Here is a 19,890-nt window from a genome sequence, read left to right as displayed (position 1 = left end):
AATCTGCGAAGGAGGATCTCAATGCCGTCGCGCGAGCTGCCGTATCCGCTTTTCGACGCGGACAACCACCTGTACGAGACCGAAGAGGCGCTGACCAGGCACCTCCCCAAGCAATACGAAGGCGCGATCCAGTACGTGCAGGTGAACGGCCGTACGAAGATCGCGATCCGGGGGCAGATCAGCGAGTACATCCCCAACCCCACCTTCGAGGTGGTCGCCCGCCCCGGGGCGATGGAGGACTACTTCAAGTTCGGCAACCCGGACGGGAAGACCCGCCGCGAGATCTTCGGCGAACCGATGCGCTCGATCCCCGCCTTCCGTGAACCGGGGCCCCGGCTGGAGCTGCTGGACGAGCTGGGTGTGCAGCGCACGCTGATGTTCCCGACGCTCGCCAGCCTGATCGAGGAGCGGATGCGGGACGATCCCGAACTGATCCACGCGGTGATCCACTCGCTCAACGAGTGGCTGTACGAGACGTGGGGCTTCAACTACAAGGACCGCATCCTCACCACCCCGGTCATCACCCTGCCCATCGTCGAGAAGGCGATAGCGGAGTTGAACTGGGCGGTCGAGCGCGGCGCCCGCGCGATCCTCGTACGCCCCGCCCCGGTCCCCGGCTACGGCGGCTCGCGCTCCTTCGCGGCCCCCGAGTTCGACCCGTTCTGGAAGCGCGCCGTCGAGACCGGCGTACTGGTCGCGATGCACTCCTCGGACAGCGGCTACGCCCGCTACACCAGCGACTGGGAGGGCGGGACCAACGAGATGCTCCCGTTCAAGCCCAACGCCTTCCGTACGGTGTCCGAGTGGCGGCCGATCCAGGACGCGGTCGCCGCCTGGGTGTGCCACGGCGCCCTGTTCCGGGTCCCGGGATTGAAGATCGCGCTCATCGAGAACGGCTCCTCCTGGGTGGCACCGCTACTCGACCAACTCCGTGACGTCTACAAGAAGATGCCGAACGAGTTCCTCGGCGACCCGGTACAGGCAGTCAAGGACAGCATCCACGTCAGCCCGTTCTACGAGGACGACCTCGGTGACCTCGTCGACCTGATGGGCGTGGACCGGGTGCTGTTCGGCTCGGACTACCCGCACCCCGAGGGCCTGGCCCAGCCGCAGAGCTACGTCGACGCGATCCAGCACCTGAGCGTGACGGACCAGGCCAAGATCATGGGCGGCAACCTCTCCAGGCTGATCCCGGAATGAACTGGGAGACCATCCCGCGGATGGTGCTGAGCGCGGCCGACCGCTTCGGCGACGCCGAAGCGGTCGTCGACGGCGAACTCAGGCTCACGTTCGCCGAGTTGGTCGACCGGGTCCGCACGGCCGCGGGCGCCTTCGCCGCGGCCGGGATCGGGAAGGGCGACCGGGTCGCGATCTGGGCGCCCAACTCCGCCGAGTGGATCGTCGCCGCCTTCGGGCTGCTCACCGCCGGCGGGGTGCTCGTCCCGGTCAACACCCGGTTCAAGGCGGACGAGGCCCACGACATCGTCCGCCGCAGCGGCGCCAAACTCGTCCTGGTGGAGGCGGGTTTCCTCGGGCTCGACTTCGAGGGCCCGCCGGGCGTGCCCGTGATCGACCTCAAGTCCGGCTTCCTGGCGAGCGGTTCGCCGTTCGAGCGGGCGGTGAGCGGTGACGACGTCAGCGACATCACGTTCACCTCCGGGACCACCGGGCGGCCCAAGGGCGTCCTGATGACCCACGCCCAGACGCTCCGCCTGTACGGGGAGTGGTGCGACCTGGCGACCCTGCGGGAGGGCGACCGCTATCTGATCGTCAACCCCTTCTTCCACATCTTCGGCTACAAGGCGGGCTGCATCGCCTCCCTGATCCGGGGCGCGACGATCCTGCCCGTACCCGTCTTCGACGTGGACCGTGTCCTGGACCTGGTGGAGCGCGAGAAGGTGACGGTCCTGCCCGGTCCGCCCACGCTCTATCACTCGCTCCTCGCGGCGGGGGACCGGCACGACCTGTCCTCCCTGCGGGTGGCGGTGACCGGCTCAGCCGACATCCCGGTCGAACTGATCCGCCGGATCGTCAGCGACCTGCCCTTCGAGCACATCATGACGGGGTACGGCCTGACCGAGGCGGGCACGGCCACCGCCTCCCGCCCCGGAGACTCCTTCGAAGACATCGCGACCACCGTCGGCACCCCCTGCGAGGGCGTCGAGGTGAGCGTCGCGACCGACGGCGAGGTCCTGATCCGCGGCTACAGCGTCATGCGCGGCTACCTCGACGATCCCGCCGCCACCGCCGAGACGATCGACGCGGACGGCTGGCTGCACACCGGAGACCTCGGCACCCTCGACGACCGGGGGCACCTGAGGATCGTCGGCCGCAAGAAGGACATGTTCATCGTGGGCGGCTTCAACGCCTACCCGGCCGAGATCGAGGGCTTCCTCCTCGAACACCCGGCCGTCGCCCAGGCTGCCGTGATCGGCGTGCCGGACGAGCGGCTCGGCCAGGTCGGCAAGGCGTACGTCGTCCGCAGCGCACCCGTCTCGGCGGACGAACTGATCGCCTGGAGCCGTAAGCGGATGGCCGGGTTCAAGGCGCCCCGGTCCGTGGAGTTCCTCGAAGAACTGCCGTTGAACGCCACCGGCAAGGTGATGAAGGACCAGCTGCGATGACCCAACCGCACGAAACGGCCTCAGGCATCCCGCTCCAGGCGGTCTACGGACCCGCCGACCTGAGTGGCGAGCCCCCCGAGCCGGGCAACTTCCCCTTCACGCGCGGCAATTACGCGACCGGCTACCGGGGACGGCTGTGGACTCTGCGCCAGTACTCCGGCTTCGGCACTCCCGAGGAGTCCAACCGCCGCTACCGCTACCTCCTCGAACAGGGCGGTACGGGACTGTCGGTGGCGTTGGACCTGCCCACGCAGTGCGGATACGACTCCGACGACCCGGAAGTCACCGAGGAGGTCGGCCGGGTCGGCGTCGCCCTCGACACCCTCGCCGACGCGGAGATCCTCTTCGAGGACATCCCCCTCGACAACATCAGCACCAGCTTCACCATCAACGGCACGGCGGCGATCCTGCTCGCCTTCTATGTCGCCGCCGCCGAACGCAAGGGCGTGCCGCGCGCGAAACTCACCGGCACGATCCAGAACGACATCCTCAAGGAGTACGCGTCCAGGGGGACTTGGATCTGGCCCGCCCAGCCGTCCCTCCGACTGATCGCGGACACCATCGAGTTCTGCGCCGCCGAGGTACCGCGCTTCAACGCGATCTCGGTCGCCGGTTCGCACTTCCGGGACGCGGGCGCCAACGCCGTACAGGAGATGGCGTTCACGCTCGCCGACGGGGTGACGTACGTCGACACGGTGCTGGAGCGCGGCCGGATGACGGTCGATCAGTTCGCCCCGCAGATCTCCTTCTTCTTCTACACGCACGGCGATTTCTTCGAGGAGATCGCCAAGTACCGGGCGGGGCGGCGGCGTTGGGCCACGATCGTCCGGGAGCGGTACGGGGCGACAACCGACAAGGCGTCGATGTTCCGCTTCGGCTGTGTGGCCGGCGGAGCCTCGCTGTACGCGCCCCAGGCCCAGAACAACACCGTCCGGGTGGCGTACGAGGCGCTGGCCTCCGTGCTCGGCGGCGTCCAGTCGATGTTCACGGCAGCCTGGGACGAGCCGTTCGCGCTGCCCAGCGAGGACTCGGCGACGCTCGCCCTGCGCACCCAGCAGATCCTCGCCCACGAGACCGGTGTGACCCGGGTCGCGGACCCGCTCGGCGGCTCGTACTTCGTCGAGGCGCTCACCGACGCGACCGAGGCACGGATCGTCGAGATCATGGACGACCTGGAGCGGTACGGCGGCATGGTCCGCGCCATCGAGGACGGCTACCTCCAGGGACTCATCGCCGACGAGGCCTACCAGCTGCACCTGGACGTCGAGGCGGGCACGCGCCCGGTCGTCGGCGTCAACCGCTTCGTCTCCGACGAGCCGCCGCCGGACCTCGCAACCTACGAGCTGGACGCGGAGGGCCGCGACCGGCAGCTGAAGCGCCTCGCCGATGTGAAGGCCACACGGGACGCCGCCCTGGTACGGGAGCAACTGGCCCGGCTGGCGCGCGCGGCGGACGGGACGGAGAACCTGATGCCCGTACTGATCGACTGCGCCAACGCCTACTGCACGGTGGGGGAGATGGTCGCCGCGCTGAAGGCGGTCTGGGGCGAGTTCCAGCAGCCGGTGGTGTTCTGATGGCCGCGGCGGCTCGGATTCTCGTCGCCAAGCCCGGCCTGGACGGTCACGACCGAGGGGCCAAGATCGTCGCGCGGACGCTGCGCGACGCCGGCTTCGAGGTCGTGTTCACCGGCATCCGCCAGCGCGTCGACACCATCGTGGCGACCGCCGTCCAGGAGGACGTGGCCGTGGTCGGGCTCAGCATCCTCTCCGGGGCGCATCTCGCCCTGACCACCCGGGTGGTCGAGGCGCTGCGGGCGGCCGGGGCCGAGGACATCGCCGTCGTCGTGGGCGGCACCATCCCGCCGGCCGACGTACCCCGGATGCGGGCGGCGGGCGCGGCGGCGGTCTTCCCGACCGGTACGCCGCTCGACGTGCTGGTGGCGGAGATGCGGGCGCTGACGACGGGGGACGCGGTCGCGGGCTCGTAGGAACCGGGCCCACCTGTAGCTGGATACCTGTCGATATCTGTCGTACCTGGAGGCACTGTGCGGGTCGGTGTGATGATCGGGCCGGAGCGTGGGGATTCCGCGCGCAAGGCCGCGCGGATGATCGACGATGTGACGTGGGCCGAACAGGCGGGCCTCGACACCGCGTGGGTGCCTCAAATACCCACGGACTTCGACGCGTTGACGGCCGTGGCGCTGATGGGTGCGCGGACCGGACGGATCGAGATCGGGACGGCGGTCGTACCGCTCCAGGCCCAGCATCCGATCGCCCTCGCCCGCCAGGCGCTGTCCGCGCAGGCGGCGACCGGGGGACGGCTGGCCCTGGGCGTCGGGCCCTCGCACCACTGGATCGTCCGGGACATGCTCGGACTGCCGTACGAGAAGCCGGCCGCGTTCACCCGTGACTACCTGGACGTCCTGGACGCGGCCCTGCACGGCCCCGGCCCGGTCGACGTCGAGAACGCCACCTTCACCGTGCACAACCCGCTCGACCTCGGCCCGGTAGGCCCGCTGCCCGTCCTGATCGCCGCACTCGGCCCGGTCATGCTGGCCCTCGCGGGCGAACGCGCCGACGGCACCGTCCTCTGGATGGCCGACGAACGAGCGGTGTCCGACCACGTCGTCCCGCGCATCACCAAGGCCGCCGAAGGCGCGGGCCGCCCGGCGCCCCGGATCGTCGCGGGCATCCCCGTCTGCCTCTGCCGTCCGACGGAGGTCGACGCGGCCCGCGAGCGCGCCAACCGCATCCTCGGCGAGGCCGAGATCTCGCCCAACTACCAGCGCCTGCTGGACTACGGCGACGCCCAGGACATCGGCGATCTGTGCGCGGCCGGTGACGAGACGGCCATCCTGGCCCGCTTCCGTCGCTTCGCCGACGCCGGAGTCACCGACCTCTCCGTACGGCTGCTGCCGATCGGCGAGGGCAGGGACGAACTGGTCGCCTCCAAGCGCCGTACGCGGGAGATGCTCGCGGCACTGGCGGTGGAAGTCCGATGACCTCCGGGTCGACGGCCGGGCCACTTGAGGGCATCCGTGTCCTGGAGGTCGGCCATATGCTGGCGGGCCCCTACGCCACGATGATGCTCGCCGACCTCGGAGCCGAGGTCACGAAGATCGAGCCGCCCGGCGGGGACATCTCGCGGCAGGTGAGCGACGCCTACTTCGCCAGCCTCAACCGGGGCAAGCGCAGCATCTGCCTGGACCTGACGACCGGGGCCGGACAGGACCGACTCGGTGAACTCGTCACCGACGCCCACGCGTTGCTCGTCAATCTCAAGCCGTCGGCGATCCATCGGCTGGGGCTGACCTACGAGGCGCTGAGGAAGTGGAACGAGCGGATCGTGTGCGTCGCGCTGACCGGCTTCGGGCTGACGACGGGCGACGAACCCGCCTTCGACTACGTCGTCCAGGCGGCCACCGGAGTCGCCGCGCTCACCGGCGATCCCGACGGCCCGCCGACTCTGCCCGGCTACTCCGCCGCCGACAACTCGACAGGCCTCACAGCGGCGTTGGGGCTGCTCGCGCAGATCGTCTCGGGGCGGGGCGGCCAAGTCGACGTCTCCCTGCGGGATGTGATGCTGTCGCAGCTCAACTACCGTGCCTCCGCCTACCTCAACGAGGGCGCCGAGCCACGGCGCCTGCCGCTCGGCGCGCACTCCTACTACGTACCGGCGCAGCTCTTCCCCACCGCCGAGGGCCACTTGGCGCTGTTCGTCACGCACGACGGCTTCTGGAAGTCCTTCGCGGCCGAGGCGGGCGTCGAGGGGTTTCCGACGATGGCCGAGCGGGCGGCGCGGCGGGAAGAAGTACTGGACGCGGTGACACGAGCCCTGGCCGCCGATACCGCCGCCGCCTGGGAGTCCCGGCTGCGGCCCCTGGGCGTACCGGCCGCCGCCGTACGGACGCTGCCGGAGGCGCTGGCCGCCACGCCCGAGGCCGTGGTGACGGCGGGGGACTTCCGCCTGGTCCGCAGCCCCGTACGGATCGCGGGCCACGAGCCCGACTACGGGCCGCCGCCCCGACTGGGCGAGCACGGCGATGCGGTGGGGGAGTCATGAGGGGCGAGGACCAGTTCCATCTCGGCATCGTCGCCGAGGACTTCGAGGGGACGCTGGCCGGCCTGTCGGCGGCGTTCGGATACGAGTGGTGCGCGGAGATCTCCGGACCGCTGAACATGACGCTGCCGACCGGCGAGGCCGTCGTCCGGCTCAGCTGCGTGTACTCGCGGACCGCACCCCGGCTGGAGATCATCCGGAACATCCCCGGCACCCTCTGGGAAGCGGCACCCGGCGGGGGCGTCCACCACGTCGGCTACTGGTCCGACGACGTCACCGCGGACTGCGCCGGACTCGCCGACCTCGGCTACACGATCGAGGCGTCCCGGATCGGCTCCACCGGCTCCGACTTCGCCTTCGTGCGAGGCCCGGACGGCGTACTCGTCGAACTCGTGGACCGGGCGGCCCAGCCGATGCTGGAGAAGTTCTGGGCGGACGGAGGGGGCACGAAGTGACCACGGTGGGTATCGCCACGGGTGCCGGGCGCGGCATGGGACTGGCCTGCGCGCGGCGCATGACCGGCACGGTGGACACGCTGCTCCTCGTCGACCGGGACGAGGAGACGGTGACGGCGGCGGCGAAGGAACTGTCGGCCGATGGGGGTGCGGCCGTCGAGTCGTTCGTCCTGGACGTCACCGACCGCGACGGCATGGCCCGGCTCGCCGCCCGCAACGCCGAACTCGGCACCCTGCGCGCCGTCGCCCACGCCGCCGGCATCTCACCCACGATGGCCGACTGGCGCAGCATCTTCGCCGTCGACCTGGTGGGCACCGCACTGCTCGCCGAAGCACTACGCCCACTGGCCACGCAGGGCACGGCGATGGTGTGCTTCGCCTCGATGGCCCCACTGCTCGGCAACCTCGAAGCGGATCCGGCCGTCGCCGCCGTCCTGGACGATCCGCTCGACGCCGCGTTCCTCGACCGGCTCCACGACGCCCTGGGACCGGCCGTCGAGGACAGTGGCACCGCCTACGCCTGGGCCAAACACGGGGTACACCGTCTCGTACGACGGGAGGCGCTCCGGCTCGGCCCGCTCGGCGCCCGTATCTGCTCCGTCTCGCCCGGCGTCATCGACACCCCGCAGGGCCGCCAGGAGGCCGCCGAGCAGCCGGTCATGGACGCGCTCGTACGAGGGTCGGCGACCGGCCGCCCGGGCCGCGCCGAGGAGGTCGCCGCCGGGGTCGCCTTCCTGCTGTCGACGGAGGCGAGCTTCGTCACCGGCATCGACCTGCTGATCGACGGCGGTGCTTGTGCGGCGGTACGGGGGCGAGCGGGCCGGTAGGCGTTCACCTGATGTACCGGTTGCCAACTGCTGGACCAGGGGCAGCAGTTGGCAACCGGCACGCTCTCCTCAGCCGACCGACTCCGACCGCTGCACGGTCCCCGTGATCCCGCTCGCGTCCTGCCCGGCCAGCAGCACCGCGGCCCGGCCCATCGCCTCCGGGGGCTCCACCATCTCCGGCGGTATCTCGCGGCCACCGCCCGCCGCCTGCCACCCCTCCGTCAGGACGATCCGGGACGGGGCCAGGCAGTTGACGGCGATGTTGTCGGCCCGCAGATCGGTGGCGAGCCCGAGATAGAGCCGTTCGACGGCGGCCTTGGACACCCAGTACGCGTTGGCGCCCCGGTCGGTCATCCCGACCCCGCTCGTCGTCACCGCAATCAGCGAACCGCCGCCGCGCTCCCGGACGTACGGGATCACGGCCTTGGTGACCAGGAAGACACCCGTCAGATTGACGTCCAGGCAGAGCTGCCAGCGTTTGAGGGGCGTGGACTCGACCGGGCCGAGCCACAGCACCCCGGCGTTGGCGATCAGGATGTCGATACCGCCGAACTCGGCGACAGTCGCCGCCACGGCCGCCTCCACCGACTCCTCGCTGCTGACGTCGCAGGGCACCGGGAGGGCCCGGCCGCCCGCCTCCGTGATCCCGTCGGCGACCGAGTGGATCGTCCCCGGCAGCCGACCCGCCTGCTCGGACCGCGCGGCCACCGCCACCGAGGCCCCGGCCTCCGCCAACGCCACGGCGACCGTCCGTCCGATGCCCCGACTGGCCCCGGCGACGAACGCGACCTTCCCCTTCAACGACTTCAACGGCCTCAACGACCCACCGATGTCGCTCACTTCGGCGGGAACCTGAGCGCTCCGTCGAGGCGTATGACCTCGCCGTTGAGATAGTCGTTCTCGCAGATGTGCTCGACCAGCGCCGCGTACTCGGGGGAGCGGCCCATTCGCCGGGGATGCGGAATCTGGGGGCCCCAGTAGGCCTCCAACTGGTCACCGGCCTTGCCGTAGGCGGGAGTCAGGAAGGTGCCGGGGGCGATGGTGACGACCCGGATGCCGAGCGGGGAGAGGTCACGGGCGGCCACCAGCGTCATGCTCACGACCCCGCCCTTGGCGGCAGCGTAAGGGAGTTGGCCGATCTGGCCCTCGTACGCCGCGATCGAAGCGGTGTTGACCACGACCCCCCGACCGCCTTCCTCCGTCGGCTCCTGCTTGGCGATGGCGGCGGCTGCCAGGCGCAGCACGTTGAAGACGCCGGTCAGATAGACCTCGATGGTCGTCCGGAAGCCCTCCAGGCCGATCGGCGTTCCGTCCTTGCCGATCAGCCGGCCGCCGCTCGCCGGGCCGCCGTGGCAGTCCACCGAGATCCGCAGCGGGCCCGCCGACTCCGCCTCGGCCAGCGCCGCCAGGACGTCCTCCTCGGAGGTGGCGTCCGTCCGGACGTAGCGCACGCCGAGCTCCTGCTCCAGCGCCTTGCCCTTCTCGTCGGCGAGGTCGGCGACGACCACCTTCGCTCCCGCCGCGTGCAACCGGCGGACGGTGGCCTCGCCCAGGCCTCCCACCCCACCGACGACGACCGCTGAGCTGCCACTGATCTGCATGAAGGTTTTCCTCTCTTGCAAGCAGTGCTCTAGTCAGATGAGAATAGCGTTCTCATGAATATAACCATGATTCTGGAGATGGCTACCTCGGCCGGAGACCGGGTGGTGGTGACGGCGGACAACCGTTCCCTGACCGCCTCGGAGCTGCTGGACCGCGCCCGGGCCGCCGCGCACCGATTCCGGCGCCGTTCGGCCGTGTTGTACCTGGGCGCCAACCATGTCGCCTACCCCGTCGCCCTGTTCGGCGCGGCTCTGGCGGGAGTCCCCTTCATCCCTCTCAACTACCGCCTCGGCGAACACCAGTTGGCCCGGCTCCTGGACCGCCACCCGGGCGCCCTGGTGCTCCGCCCCGCCGATCTCGACGTACTCGTCGAAGCCGAACAGCCGCAGGACGACGATCCGGCCCCGCAGGACCAGGACGCCGTCGCGGTCGTGCTCTACACCAGCGGTACGACGGCCGAGCCCAAGGCGGCTCTCCTGCGCCACCGCCATCTGCTCGCCTACGTGTTCAACACCCAGGAGTTCGGGTCGGCCGAGCCCGACGCCGCGACGCTCGTGGCGGTGCCCCCGTACCACGTGGCCGGTCTGATGAACCTGCTCACGAACCTCTACTCCGGGCGCCGGATCGTGTACCAGTCCGCCTTCGACGCGCCCGACTGGCTGGCCACCGTCCGACGCGAACGCGTCACCCACGCGCTGGTCGTCCCGACGATGCTGGCCCGGATCGTCGCCGAGGTCCCCGACGGCGCCACCGCCGGGACACCGACGCTTCGCAGCCTCGCGTACGGTGGCGCCCGCACCCCGCGACCCGTCGTCGAACGGGCGCTGCGGGCCTTCCCGGACACCGGGTTCGTGAACGCGTACGGCCTGACCGAGACGGCGTCCTCGATCGCCGTGCTCGGCCCCGACGACCACCGCGAGGCCCTCGTCTGCGACGAACCGGCGGTGCGCGACCGGCTCGGGTCCGTCGGGCGCGCGCTGCCCGGCGTCGAGATCCAGATCCGCGGTGAAGAGTCCGACGAGGTGGTCCAACTCGGGTGTACTGGGCTGGTGTTCGTGCGCGGCGAGCAGATCTCCGGTGAGTACGGCGGACGCGGTCACGCGCTCGATCCCGCCGGCTGGTTCGCCACCCGGGACCGGGGGCGGCTCGACGCCGACGGCTATCTGTTCATCGAGGGGCGTGCCGACGACACCATCATCCGGGGCGGCGAGAACATCGCCCCGGCCGAGATCGAGGACGTACTCCTCGCCCATCCCGGCATCGTCGAGGCTGCCGTGATCGGGCTGCCCGATCCGGAGTGGGGGCAGCGGATCGTCGCCGTGCTCGTCGGGGAGGGCGACCCGGACGAGATCCGCGCCTGGGTCAAGGCCCGTCTGCGCTCCGCCAAGACGCCCGACACCGTCGTCTTCCGCGCCGAACTGCCGAAGACCGACACCGGAAAGCTGCTGCGCCGCACCCTGCTCGCCGACCTGGAGACCACCCATGCCTGAAGCAGTCATCGTGTCCGCCCTGCGCACTCCCGTCGGCACCGCCTTCAAGGGCACCCTGCGCGACACCACGGCCTTCGATCTCGCCCATCACATCGTCGCCGCGGCTGCCGGCACTGAGGGCGTGGACACGGCCCTCATCGACGACATCGTCCTCGGCGAGGGCCTGTACGGCGGTGGTGTCATCGCCCGGCACGCGGCCGTGACCACCGGCCTCACCTGGGTGCCCGGGCTCGCCCACAACCGGCACTGCGCCGCCGGTCAGGCCGCCGTGCAGAGCGCGGCGGCGAGCATCCGTGCCGGCATGGACGAACTCGTCATCGCCGGCGGAGTCAACTCGGCCTCCACATCGCCGCGTTCGGTGGCCAAGGTCGACGGCGAGTGGGAACCCTGGATGTCGCCGACGCACCCTGCCACACCGGACGCCCCCAACACCGACATGTCGATCACCGTCGGCTGGAACACGGCCGTCCGGGCGGGCATCAGCCGCGCCGAGATGGACGAGTGGGCGCTGCGCTCGCACCGCAACGCCGTCCGCGCCATCGACGAGGGCCGCTTCGCCGCCGAACTCCGCCCGATCGACACCCCGCACGGCTTGTTCTCCGTCGACGAGCACCCGCGCCGCAGCACCAGCGCGGAGAAACTGGCCGCGCTCAAGCCGCTCCACCCGGAGATCGAGGGGTTCAGCATCACGGCCGGCAACGCGGGCGGCGCGAACGACGGCGCGGCGGCCCTCGTCATCGCCAGCGACCGACTCGGCCTCCCGGCGCTCGGTACGGTCCGGGCGTGGGCGTCCGTCGGTGTCGACCCGGCCGACATGGGCCTCGCCCCCGTCACCGCGATCCCCAAGGCCCTGAAACGCGCCGGGCTCTCACTCTCCGACGTCGACCTCTACGAGATCAACGAGGCCTTCGCCGTCGTACCCGTGGCCGCGATCAAACAACTCGGCCTCGACCCGGACCACGTCAACGTGAACGGCAGCGGCTGCTCACTCGGCCACCCGGTCGCCGCCACGGGTGCCCGGATGCTGGTCACCCTCGTGCACGAACTGCGCCGGCGCGGCGGCGGGATCGGCGTCGCCGCCATGTGCGCGGGCGGGGGGATGGGCTCGGCGACGGTGATCGAGGTAGCCGCGCCCTGAGCCGGGAGTCGGTCAGTTCTTGAAACGGAGCAGGGCTTCCTGGGCGTACGAGGCGACCAGGGAGCCCTCTTCGGTGAGGACGTCACCGTGGCCGTAGCAACGCCCGTGCGCCACAAGGGGGCTGTGCTGGCGCAGGAGCAGCCAGGAGTCCGTCCGGAAGGGGCGGTGGAAGCGCACGGTGTGTGCCGTCACGGCCGAGGTGAACACCTTGTTCGCGTCCTGCTGACCGACCCCCTCGACCTGGCGCAGCGCGGTGCCGATGAGACTCAGATCGGTGGCGTACGCCGTGAGGGCCGGGGCCAGTTCGGGCGCGACGGCCGGGGTCCGCATCCAGAGTTCGTACTCCGGCGCCTCCGACTTCGGGGTGTCGAGGTCGGTGTCCGCGCGGGTGTCCCAGGGCAGCAGATTCAGGTCCACCGCGTATTCCTCACCGGGTACGGCAGGCACCTGGAACGGCACCTGGTGGTCCTGGCCGTCCTCCAGGACGTGCATCGACACCGACGCGGTGGCCATGACGCCGTGGGACTGACGGGCGACGATCCCCAACGTGGCGAACGTGGAACCCTCGTGATGCCGCGTCACCTCGTAGCGGACGGGTTCGTCGGGTCGCCCCTCGCGCGAGAAGAGGGCGTGTACGGACTTCACCGCCTTGTCCGGGCAGGCCGACGAGGCCGCCCGCACGAACTGGCCCAGCAGCTGCCCGCCGAACAACCGGCGGTAGCCGAGGCGCTGGTTGGCCCCCTCGAACGCCAAGTCCTCTTCAGCGGGGCGGAGTTCGAGGCACGCGAGCAAGTCACTCCAGAGATCCGTCACAGTGGCTCCCAAGGTGAGAAAGAGAGAGTGTCAGAGCTGAACCAGCCGAGGTGCCGACCGCCCCTCCCGTACGAGCGTCCCCGCCTCCCGCGTCAACTCCCGTGCGCTGCCCAGCAGTCCGTCCAGGACGAGCGCCCGGCGGACATGCCGGTGCAGATCGTGCTCGGCGGTGAAGCCGATACCGCCCAGGACCTGCTGACAGTGCCGGGCCGCCGTCAGCGCCGCCCGCCCGGCCGCGGCCTTGGCCAGCAGGGAACCGAGGTCGTCGTCGGCGGCCACGAGGGTCGCCTCGGCGCCGTCGAGCGCGACGAGCGTCTCCGCGAGCCGGTGCCGTACCGCCTGGAAGGAGGCGAGGGGCCGGCCGAACTGGGTCCGGTCCAGCACATGCGTCCGGGCCAGCGCGAGCATCGCCCGCCCGGTACCCAGCAGCCACCAGCCGAGCGCCCGACGACCCGCGCCGAGCGGAATCGGCTCCCCAACTGGCCTTACCTGCAACGGCAGTTCACCGTCGAGGGAGACACCCGGCGTACCACTCCCGCCGCGCTCCCACACCACCCATGAGCCGCCGGTGTACGGCAACGCCGGCGTCCCCCCGAGCGGTCGGTCCGCCGCGTGCAGCACCACGTCGTTGAGGAGCGACGCATGTGCGCCCGTCTCGCCGAGCAGCCGGAACACGAGCGGGAGCGCGACCTCGGGCGCCTCCGCCAACAGGTCGGCCCAACCGAGGTCGGTCAGTGCCGAGTCGAGCGCCGGACCCGTCGCCGTCGCCATCGTCTTGCGGAGCGTCTCGGCCAGCAGGTCCCGTTCGGCGGTGTCCACGGCTACTCCTTCCCCAGGTTCAGCAACCGGCGCGCGATGATGTTCCGCTGGATCTCGGCGGTACCGCCGTAGATGGTCGCGGCGCGCGAGTACAGGTACTCCGACCGCCAGGGGGACTCCGTCAGCTCCAGCACTCCGGGCAGCAAGTCCCGTACGGTGTCGAAGAGTTGTTGCTCCGCCGTGGCCAGCAGGACCTTGTCTACGGAGGTCTCCGGGCCCAGGTGCTCGCCCTCCGCCAGGCGCCGTTGCGTCGTGTGGGAACGGCAGCGGGCGGTGTGCAGGGCGAGGTAGGCGGCGCCGAGGGCGTCGTCGTCCTGGGGGGAGTCCGGTGCGGGCGTCTGCTCCAGCAGGTGGTCAAGCCGTGTGTAGAGATGGGCGATCCGGTGCCAGAAGCACGTCGAGCGCTCGTGCGGGAGCAGGTCCATCGCCAGCTGCCAGCCGTCGCCCGGACTGCCCAGCATCCGGTCGCGGGGGACGACGACATCGTCGAAGAAGACCTCCGCGAACTCGTCCACCCCGTGCATCGTGCGCAGCGGCCGGACGGTGATCCCTGGGGTGTCCATGTCGACGAAGAACGCGGTGATGCCCGCGTGCCCGGGAGCCGTGCGGGTGAGCAGGACGCAGCGGGCGGCGTACTGGGCGAGGCTCGTCCACACCTTCTGGCCGGTCACCACCCAGTCCTCGCCCCGGGGGACGGCCCTGGTGGAGAGCGAGGCGAGATCGCTGCCGGAACCCGGTTCCGAGAAGCCCTGGCACCACTGTTCCCGTCCGCCGAGCAGCCGCGGGACCATTTCGGCGGCCAGCTCCGGACGCGCGTACGAGATCATCGTCGGGGCCAGGACCTCGACCATGGAGTAGATCCCGGGCTCGGCCAGGCCCCGGGTGGCGACCTCCTCGCCGAGTACCGCGCGCAGTACGGCGGGCCCGCCGAGCCCCCTCACCTCGGCGGGCCATCCGTACCGCATCCACCCTGCCTCGTACAGCGCGCGCCGGACCCGGGCGAGCTGTGCGACCTGCGCGTCGAGCGAGTCGTCGGGGCCGGGGGAGAGGTCGTTCGTGTCCAGCCAGCGCCGCAGGTCCGCCCGGAACTCGGGGACGTTCATGTCCCCGGGCGCTGGTAGGCGTGCGGGCGGCCCGAGTCGTGCGCACCGCTGCGGCGGATGAACGTCATGGCGCGCGTGCGCAGCCGCCAGCCGTCGGCGGTGCGCACATAGGTGTCGTTGTAGTAGCCGATGCGCAGGTCGTGGGTGGAGTGGTCGACGAAGCACAGCGGCTGGGTGCCGGACGCGGAGTCCTTGTCCGCGCCCGGCTCGACCACGGCGGTCCCGGTGAGGAAGAGCCCCTTCGGAGCCGCCGCGACCAGCGCCGGGAACTCGTCGAGGCCGTAGGTGTCGCCGAAGGCGCTGTAGGTGCCGTCGGGGGTGAAGACCGCGAGCACTCCGTCCAGGTCGCCCTGGGTGATGTACACCGCGTACCGGGCCAGCAGTTGCTGGATCTCCATCAGGTCGTCAGTGGACATTGAGAATTCCATTCTCTTATGGAGAGCGGAAGGTTCTCACGGCGGGGGTCGGAGCGTCAACGGTCCTTCCGCAGCTTCGAGAAGTCCCAGCTCACCACCTTCTCCGTCGTCACACGCAGCCAGGCGTGCCGCCCGTCGTACGGGAAGTCCTTGCCGCCCGCGTACTTGTCCGCGAACAGCCGTTCAGGCTCGCGGAGTTCATCCACGGGAGCCCCCTTCCGGGGTGTCTCCCCGACCACTTGGACGCTGCCCTTCAGCTCCACGCCCCGCAGCTGCATGAAGTCGGCGCCGCCGTCGTCGACGATCACGCTGAGCCTCGGGTCGCGGTCGAGGTCGGTCCAGCGCTGGCTGCGGACCAGCGAGTTCAGCCACAGGGCCGTCCCGTCCCACACGAACCACAGGGCACTGACATGGGGGTGCCCGCCCGCCCCGACCGTCGCCACCCGGCATACGGGCTGGGCGCGCAGAAACGCGTCCCGTTCCGACTCCGTCATGGCGATCGAGGTTCCCCTGCGCTGTCCGGTCATCGTTTCTCCCAGCATTGTCCGAATGGTTGATTCTCTCTAAGTGAGAAGCTAGTTTCCAGCTTTAGAGAGGGGGACACTCAGTCGGCCTACCCCGGCATCGAGTGGCGGCGCGTCATGGACCAGTTCCTCACCTTCGGGATCGTCGGCCTCAGTACCGCCGCGATCTATGCGGTCATCGGCAGCGGTCTCGTGCTCACCTACACCACCACCGGCGTCTTCAACTTCGCCCATGGCGCCGCGGGCATGCTCTCGGCGTTCACCTACTGGCAGCTCACCGTCGGCTGGGGCTGGCCGGTTCCGGTCGCACTGGTCGTCGTCCTGCTTCTGCTCGCCCCGGCGTTCGGTCTCCTTGTCGAACGCTTCATCCTGCGGCCTGTCCAGGCGCTGGGGGAAGCGGAACGACTGGTGATGACCGTCGCACTATTGAGTGGCCTCATTGGGGTAGCGCGCTGGATCTGGGACCCGAACGTGGCCCGCCCGTTGCCGGCCTTCTTCGACGACCGGGCGCCCTTTCACATCGGCCCGGCCGCCGTCACCTGGCACCAGGCCATCACCATGGGCGTCGCCATCGCGGTCGCGGTAGGCCTGCGGATCCTGCTCTACCGCACCCGCGCCGGCGCCGAGATGCGCGCCACCGTCGACGACCGCGCGCTCGTCGGACTCACGGGCGCCGATCCCGTACGGGCCAACAAGGCCGCCTGGATTCTGGGTACTCAACTCGCCGCGCTCGGCGGCATCCTGATCGCGCCGAGCGTCACGCTCGACGCCGCCCAGCTCTCCCTCCTGATCGTCAGCGCCTACACCGCCGCCGTCTTCGGCCGGCTGCGCAGTGTGCCGCTCACCTTCATCGGCGCCGTCGTCATCGGCTGCACGGAGAGCTATCTCACCGGCTATCTGCCGCAGAACGACTACCTGCCGGGCCTGCGCCTCGCCGCGCCCGCGCTGCTCCTGTTCATCGCCCTGCTGGTGTTCCCGCACCGGCGGCTGCGCGGCCGCGACCGGCGGCTGGCCCCGGTCCCGGTGCCGACGGCACGCGGCACACTGGTGTTCGCCGCCGCCACCATCGCCTTCGGCGTCGTGCTGGCCTCGATGCTCGGCGAGGCCGACCTCATCACATACGGGCCGATCTTCTCGCTCGGCGTGGTGGCACTCTCGTACGTCCCCCTGACCGGTTACGCGGGCCAGATCTCCCTGTGCCAGCTGAGCATGGCCGGGATCGGCGCCGTCGTGTGGGCGCACTTCGGGGCGCACGGGCAGCTGTGGGCGCTGGGCCTCGCGGTGCTGGTAGCGGCGGTGGCCGGGGCGCTGATCGCGCTGCCCGCGCTACGGCTGTCCGGCGTGTATCTGGCGCTGGGTACCGCCGCCTTCGCCGTCGTGCTCGACCGCTGGATCTTCACCCTGCCCGCCTTCCATGTCCTCGGCGTCGAGGTCGTGCTGTTCGACCAGGGCTCGGTGGAAGTGACCGGCCCCTCGCTGTTCGGGCTACGACTGGACAGCGGGGAGGAGCTGATGGTGCTCGCCGCGGTCTGTCTCGCCCTCGCCTCGATCGGTGTGGCGGCGCTGCGGCGGGGCCGGTTCGGGCGTCGGCTGATCGCCCTGCGCGACAGCGAGGCCGCGTACGCCACCCTCGGCGGCAACCTCCTCTTCACCAAGGTGCTGGTGTTCTCGCTGGCCTCGGGCATCGCCGGCCTCGGCGGCGCGCTCTACGGAATGCAGCAACGGGCCATCACCCCCGACCAGTTCAACCTCATCGCCGGGCTGCCGATCTTCCTGGTCGCGGTGATCGGCGGCCTCGGCGCGGTCGGCAACGGCCTGTTCACCGGTACGGCGCTCATCGGCCCGACCAACGCCCTGGTCGCCGTGGCGCCCTCGCTGCAGAACCCGGTCGCCCTGCTGCCGGCCCTCGCGGGCATGGGTCTCGGCAAGAACCCCGACGGCATCGCGCCCCACTTCCGGCGCCAGTGGGAGCCGCTCGGCCGCGACCGTATCGCGCTCACGGCACTCGTCGCCTGGCTGGCAACGGCCTGGCTGCTGCGCCTCGGTGACCTCATCAACGGCTGGACCTTCCTCGGCGGAGCCCTCGTCGTGGCAGTGGCACTACGGACATGGGCGAGCGTCCGGCAGGCCCCGGCGGCCGAGCCGGAGATTCCGGTCGAGTGGTGGGGCGTACGGCGCGACTGGCGCCCGGAGGACGGGGAGGTGCTGGCCCGTGGCGTCGCTGCGAGTTAGTGGAGTGACGGTCGCCTTCGGCGGGAACCGGGCCCTGGACGGGGTCGCCATGACCGCCGAGCCCGGCCGGATCACCGGGCTCATCGGGCCCAACGGGGCAGGGAAAAGTACCCTGTTCGACGTCGCGTCCGGGCTGCGCAGGCCGTCGTCGGGGCGCGTCTTCCTCGACGACCGGGACGTCACCCGGATGCGTCCCTCCGCCCGCGCCAAGTGCGGACTCGCCCGTACCTTCCAGCGGTTGGAGCTGTTCGGCCGGCTCAGCGTGCACGACAACCTGCTCGTCGCCGCCGAACTCGGCCCCGAACGCCCGCGCGCGGCAGGCGTGGTGAAGGAGATCCTCGACCGCCTCGGCCTGACCGGCATCGCCGACACGGCCCCCGACACCCTCCCCACCGGCGTCGGCCGCCTGGTCGAGGTCGGCCGGGCGCTCGCCCTGCGCCCCAAGGTGCTCCTCCTCGACGAACCCGCCGCAGGACAGGACGCCGAGGAGACCGAACGCTTCGCCGCCCTTCTGCGCTCCCTCGCCGACGACGGTACGGCCGTCGTCCTCGTCGAGCACGACATGAGTCTCGTCATGGGCGTGTGCGACGACGTGTACGTCCTCGACCTCGGGAAGGTCATCGCCGTCGGCCCGCCCGAGGTGATCCGCAACGACGAGACGGTCCTTGCCGCCTACCTGGGGGACGCGTGAACGCGCTACTCGAACTGCGCGGCATCCGCGCCGCCCACGAACGGATCACCGTCCTGCACGGGGTCGATCTCGGCGTCGCCGCCGGCGAGGTGGTGGCGCTGCTCGGCCCCAACGGCGCTGGAAAGACCACCACGTTGAGGATCGCGGCAGGCGTCCATCCCGCCGAGTCCGGCCAACTCCTGCTCGGCGGACGGGACATGACGGGCGCAGACCCGCGCGACCTGGCCCGCGCCGGAGTCTGCCTGATCCCCGAGGGGCGCGGGGTGTTCCCCAACCTCTCGGTGCGCGACAACCTCCTGATGATGACCTACACCGGCCGCACCCGCGCCGAGATCGAGGACATCGCGTACACCCGCTTCCCCGCCCTCGCCCGGCGCGCCTCCCAGCCGGCGGGCACCATGTCCGGCGGCGAACAGCAGATGCTCGCCCTCGCCCGGGGCCTCGCCACCGACCCGGCCGTCCTCCTCCTCGACGAACTCTCCATGGGACTCGCCCCGTTGGTGGTCGCCCGCCTCTACGAACAGGTTGCCGAGATCGCCCGGCAGGGCGTGGCCGTCCTGGTCGTCGAGCAGTTCGCCGCCGCCGTACTCGACATCGCCGACCGTGCCGCCGTACTCGTCCGCGGCAAGGTCCAACGGCAGGGCCACCCCGACGACGGGTTGCGCGCCGAACTGTCCGCTCTCTACCTCGGGAGTTCCGCATGACATCCACCGAGCCACGTGCGGACCGTTTCGTCCGCGAACTGACCGAACTGAAGATCCCCGACCCGGCCGCCGCCCGCTCCACCCTCTGGCTGCGTCTGGGCGGAGTCCTGATGGCCCTGGGCGTGATCCTCGGCGCCTCCGGCTACCTGGTCACCCACAACACCCTCGATCCCCTCGTCCAGAACGACGGCCTCGCCCTCGGCATCGCCGGAATCGCCTCCGGCGTGGTCGGCTCGGCGCTCTTCCTGCGCTACTCCCTCACCGGCTTCCTGCGGTTCTGGATGGCCCGCCAGTCGTACGACGTCAGCCTCCTCGCGGAACGACTGCGCGAACCGGACCGGCTGCGGGACCCGGAATGACCCCGAGCCCCCGACCGACAGTCCGAAAGGGAAC

At 70.8% G+C, this 19,890-nt stretch carries 21 protein-coding genes; 14 read left to right on the top strand and 7 right to left on the bottom strand.

The window, feature by feature from the left end:
* The first annotated feature begins 21 nt into the window (after window positions 1–21).
* From ACFYXF_RS02480 to ACFYXF_RS02445, 8 genes are read left to right on the top strand one after another with little or no spacing between them, the layout of a single operon-like run.
* The gene (locus ACFYXF_RS02480) at window positions 22–1,200 is read left to right on the top strand and encodes an amidohydrolase family protein (RefSeq protein ID WP_389347291.1); all 1,179 of its coding nucleotides are present in this window, start codon (window positions 22–24) and stop codon (window positions 1,198–1,200) included.
* Window positions 1,197–2,624, top strand: a complete 1,428-nt coding sequence (locus ACFYXF_RS02475; RefSeq protein WP_389347289.1) for a FadD3 family acyl-CoA ligase — start codon at window positions 1,197–1,199, stop codon at window positions 2,622–2,624. Before ACFYXF_RS02480 ends, ACFYXF_RS02475 begins: the two co-directional genes overlap by 4 nt.
* Window positions 2,621–4,198, top strand: coding sequence for a methylmalonyl-CoA mutase family protein (locus ACFYXF_RS02470; RefSeq protein ID WP_389347286.1), 1,578 nt, complete (start codon window positions 2,621–2,623; stop codon window positions 4,196–4,198). The genes ACFYXF_RS02475 and ACFYXF_RS02470 overlap by 4 nt, the downstream gene beginning before the upstream one ends.
* On the top strand, window positions 4,198–4,611 hold the full coding sequence (locus ACFYXF_RS02465) for a cobalamin B12-binding domain-containing protein (RefSeq protein ID WP_389347284.1): 414 nt from the start codon (window positions 4,198–4,200) through the stop codon (window positions 4,609–4,611). The genes ACFYXF_RS02470 and ACFYXF_RS02465 overlap by 1 nt, the downstream gene beginning before the upstream one ends.
* Window positions 4,612–4,668: 57 nt before the next feature.
* Window positions 4,669–5,625: an LLM class F420-dependent oxidoreductase gene (locus ACFYXF_RS02460; protein WP_389347283.1), complete on the top strand. Its 957-nt coding sequence runs from the start codon at window positions 4,669–4,671 to the stop codon at window positions 5,623–5,625.
* A complete protein-coding gene (locus ACFYXF_RS02455) occupies window positions 5,622–6,686 on the top strand; it encodes a CaiB/BaiF CoA transferase family protein (RefSeq protein WP_389347281.1) in 1,065 nt (354 codons plus the stop codon). The genes ACFYXF_RS02460 and ACFYXF_RS02455 overlap by 4 nt, the downstream gene beginning before the upstream one ends.
* Window positions 6,683–7,138 carry a VOC family protein gene (locus ACFYXF_RS02450; protein ID WP_389347279.1) on the top strand — a complete coding sequence of 152 codons (456 nt, stop codon included), beginning with the start codon at window positions 6,683–6,685 and terminating at the stop codon, window positions 7,136–7,138. The genes ACFYXF_RS02455 and ACFYXF_RS02450 overlap by 4 nt, the downstream gene beginning before the upstream one ends.
* Window positions 7,135–7,965 (top strand): SDR family oxidoreductase, encoded by an 831-nt coding sequence (locus tag ACFYXF_RS02445; RefSeq protein ID WP_389347277.1) that lies wholly within the window; start codon window positions 7,135–7,137, stop codon window positions 7,963–7,965. Before ACFYXF_RS02450 ends, ACFYXF_RS02445 begins: the two co-directional genes overlap by 4 nt.
* Window positions 7,966–8,034: 69 nt before the next feature.
* On the opposite strand, the gene ACFYXF_RS02440 is transcribed toward ACFYXF_RS02445, so the two are convergent.
* The gene (locus tag ACFYXF_RS02440; protein ID WP_389347275.1) at window positions 8,035–8,805 is read right to left on the bottom strand and encodes an SDR family NAD(P)-dependent oxidoreductase; all 771 of its coding nucleotides are present in this window, start codon (window positions 8,803–8,805) and stop codon (window positions 8,035–8,037) included.
* The gene (locus tag ACFYXF_RS02435) at window positions 8,802–9,566 is read right to left on the bottom strand and encodes an SDR family oxidoreductase (protein ID WP_389347273.1); all 765 of its coding nucleotides are present in this window, start codon (window positions 9,564–9,566) and stop codon (window positions 8,802–8,804) included. The genes ACFYXF_RS02440 and ACFYXF_RS02435 overlap by 4 nt, the downstream gene beginning before the upstream one ends.
* Window positions 9,567–9,632: 66 nt before the next feature.
* Between ACFYXF_RS02435 and ACFYXF_RS02430 the strand changes: the two genes are divergently transcribed.
* Together ACFYXF_RS02430 and ACFYXF_RS02425 are read left to right on the top strand one after the other, a co-directional pair.
* Window positions 9,633–11,057, top strand: coding sequence for a class I adenylate-forming enzyme family protein (locus ACFYXF_RS02430; RefSeq protein WP_389348450.1), 1,425 nt, complete (start codon window positions 9,633–9,635; stop codon window positions 11,055–11,057).
* Window positions 11,050–12,195: a thiolase family protein gene (locus tag ACFYXF_RS02425; RefSeq protein ID WP_389347271.1), complete on the top strand. Its 1,146-nt coding sequence runs from the start codon at window positions 11,050–11,052 to the stop codon at window positions 12,193–12,195. Before ACFYXF_RS02430 ends, ACFYXF_RS02425 begins: the two co-directional genes overlap by 8 nt.
* A gap of 12 nt (window positions 12,196–12,207) precedes the next feature.
* Here ACFYXF_RS02425 and ACFYXF_RS02420 read toward each other — a convergent pair whose 3' ends face one another.
* The 5 genes from ACFYXF_RS02420 to ACFYXF_RS02400 are packed head-to-tail and all read right to left on the bottom strand — an operon-like array spanning window position 12,208 to window position 15,873.
* On the bottom strand, window positions 12,208–13,008 hold the full coding sequence (locus ACFYXF_RS02420; protein WP_389347269.1) for an acyl-CoA thioesterase: 801 nt from the start codon (window positions 13,006–13,008) through the stop codon (window positions 12,208–12,210).
* Between the two features lie 30 nt (window positions 13,009–13,038).
* On the bottom strand, window positions 13,039–13,827 hold the full coding sequence (locus ACFYXF_RS02415) for an acyl-CoA dehydrogenase family protein (RefSeq protein ID WP_389347267.1): 789 nt from the start codon (window positions 13,825–13,827) through the stop codon (window positions 13,039–13,041).
* Window positions 13,828–13,829: 2 nt separating this feature from the next.
* On the bottom strand, window positions 13,830–14,930 hold the full coding sequence (locus ACFYXF_RS02410) for an acyl-CoA dehydrogenase family protein (RefSeq protein ID WP_389347265.1): 1,101 nt from the start codon (window positions 14,928–14,930) through the stop codon (window positions 13,830–13,832).
* The gene (locus ACFYXF_RS02405; RefSeq protein ID WP_389347262.1) at window positions 14,927–15,346 is read right to left on the bottom strand and encodes a nuclear transport factor 2 family protein; all 420 of its coding nucleotides are present in this window, start codon (window positions 15,344–15,346) and stop codon (window positions 14,927–14,929) included. The genes ACFYXF_RS02410 and ACFYXF_RS02405 overlap by 4 nt, the downstream gene beginning before the upstream one ends.
* 56 nt (window positions 15,347–15,402) lie before the next feature.
* Window positions 15,403–15,873 (bottom strand): pyridoxamine 5'-phosphate oxidase family protein, encoded by a 471-nt coding sequence (locus tag ACFYXF_RS02400; RefSeq protein ID WP_369031654.1) that lies wholly within the window; start codon window positions 15,871–15,873, stop codon window positions 15,403–15,405.
* A gap of 114 nt (window positions 15,874–15,987) precedes the next feature.
* On the opposite strand from ACFYXF_RS02400, the gene ACFYXF_RS02395 reads away from it, so the two are divergent.
* The 4 genes from ACFYXF_RS02395 to ACFYXF_RS02380 are packed head-to-tail and all read left to right on the top strand — an operon-like array spanning window position 15,988 to window position 19,856.
* Complete coding sequence (locus tag ACFYXF_RS02395) at window positions 15,988–18,102, top strand: ABC transporter permease (protein ID WP_389347259.1); 2,115 nt, start codon at window positions 15,988–15,990, stop codon at window positions 18,100–18,102.
* On the top strand, window positions 18,083–18,793 hold the full coding sequence (locus ACFYXF_RS02390; RefSeq protein WP_389347256.1) for an ABC transporter ATP-binding protein: 711 nt from the start codon (window positions 18,083–18,085) through the stop codon (window positions 18,791–18,793). The genes ACFYXF_RS02395 and ACFYXF_RS02390 overlap by 20 nt, the downstream gene beginning before the upstream one ends.
* Entirely contained in the window at window positions 18,790–19,497 is a 708-nt protein-coding gene (locus ACFYXF_RS02385) for an ABC transporter ATP-binding protein (protein ID WP_389347254.1), read from the top strand. The genes ACFYXF_RS02390 and ACFYXF_RS02385 overlap by 4 nt, the downstream gene beginning before the upstream one ends.
* Window positions 19,494–19,856 (top strand): hypothetical protein, encoded by a 363-nt coding sequence (locus ACFYXF_RS02380; RefSeq protein WP_389347252.1) that lies wholly within the window; start codon window positions 19,494–19,496, stop codon window positions 19,854–19,856. The genes ACFYXF_RS02385 and ACFYXF_RS02380 overlap by 4 nt, the downstream gene beginning before the upstream one ends.
* Window positions 19,857–19,890 lie beyond the last annotated feature (34 nt).

This window comes from Streptomyces sp. NPDC002680 (assembly GCF_042889145.1).
Classification (GTDB): Bacteria; Actinomycetota; Actinomycetes; order Streptomycetales; family Streptomycetaceae; genus Streptomyces; species Streptomyces adonidis.
The sequence above is the reverse complement of the archived record's forward strand: the minus strand, read 5'-3'. Positions and strand labels throughout refer to the sequence as shown.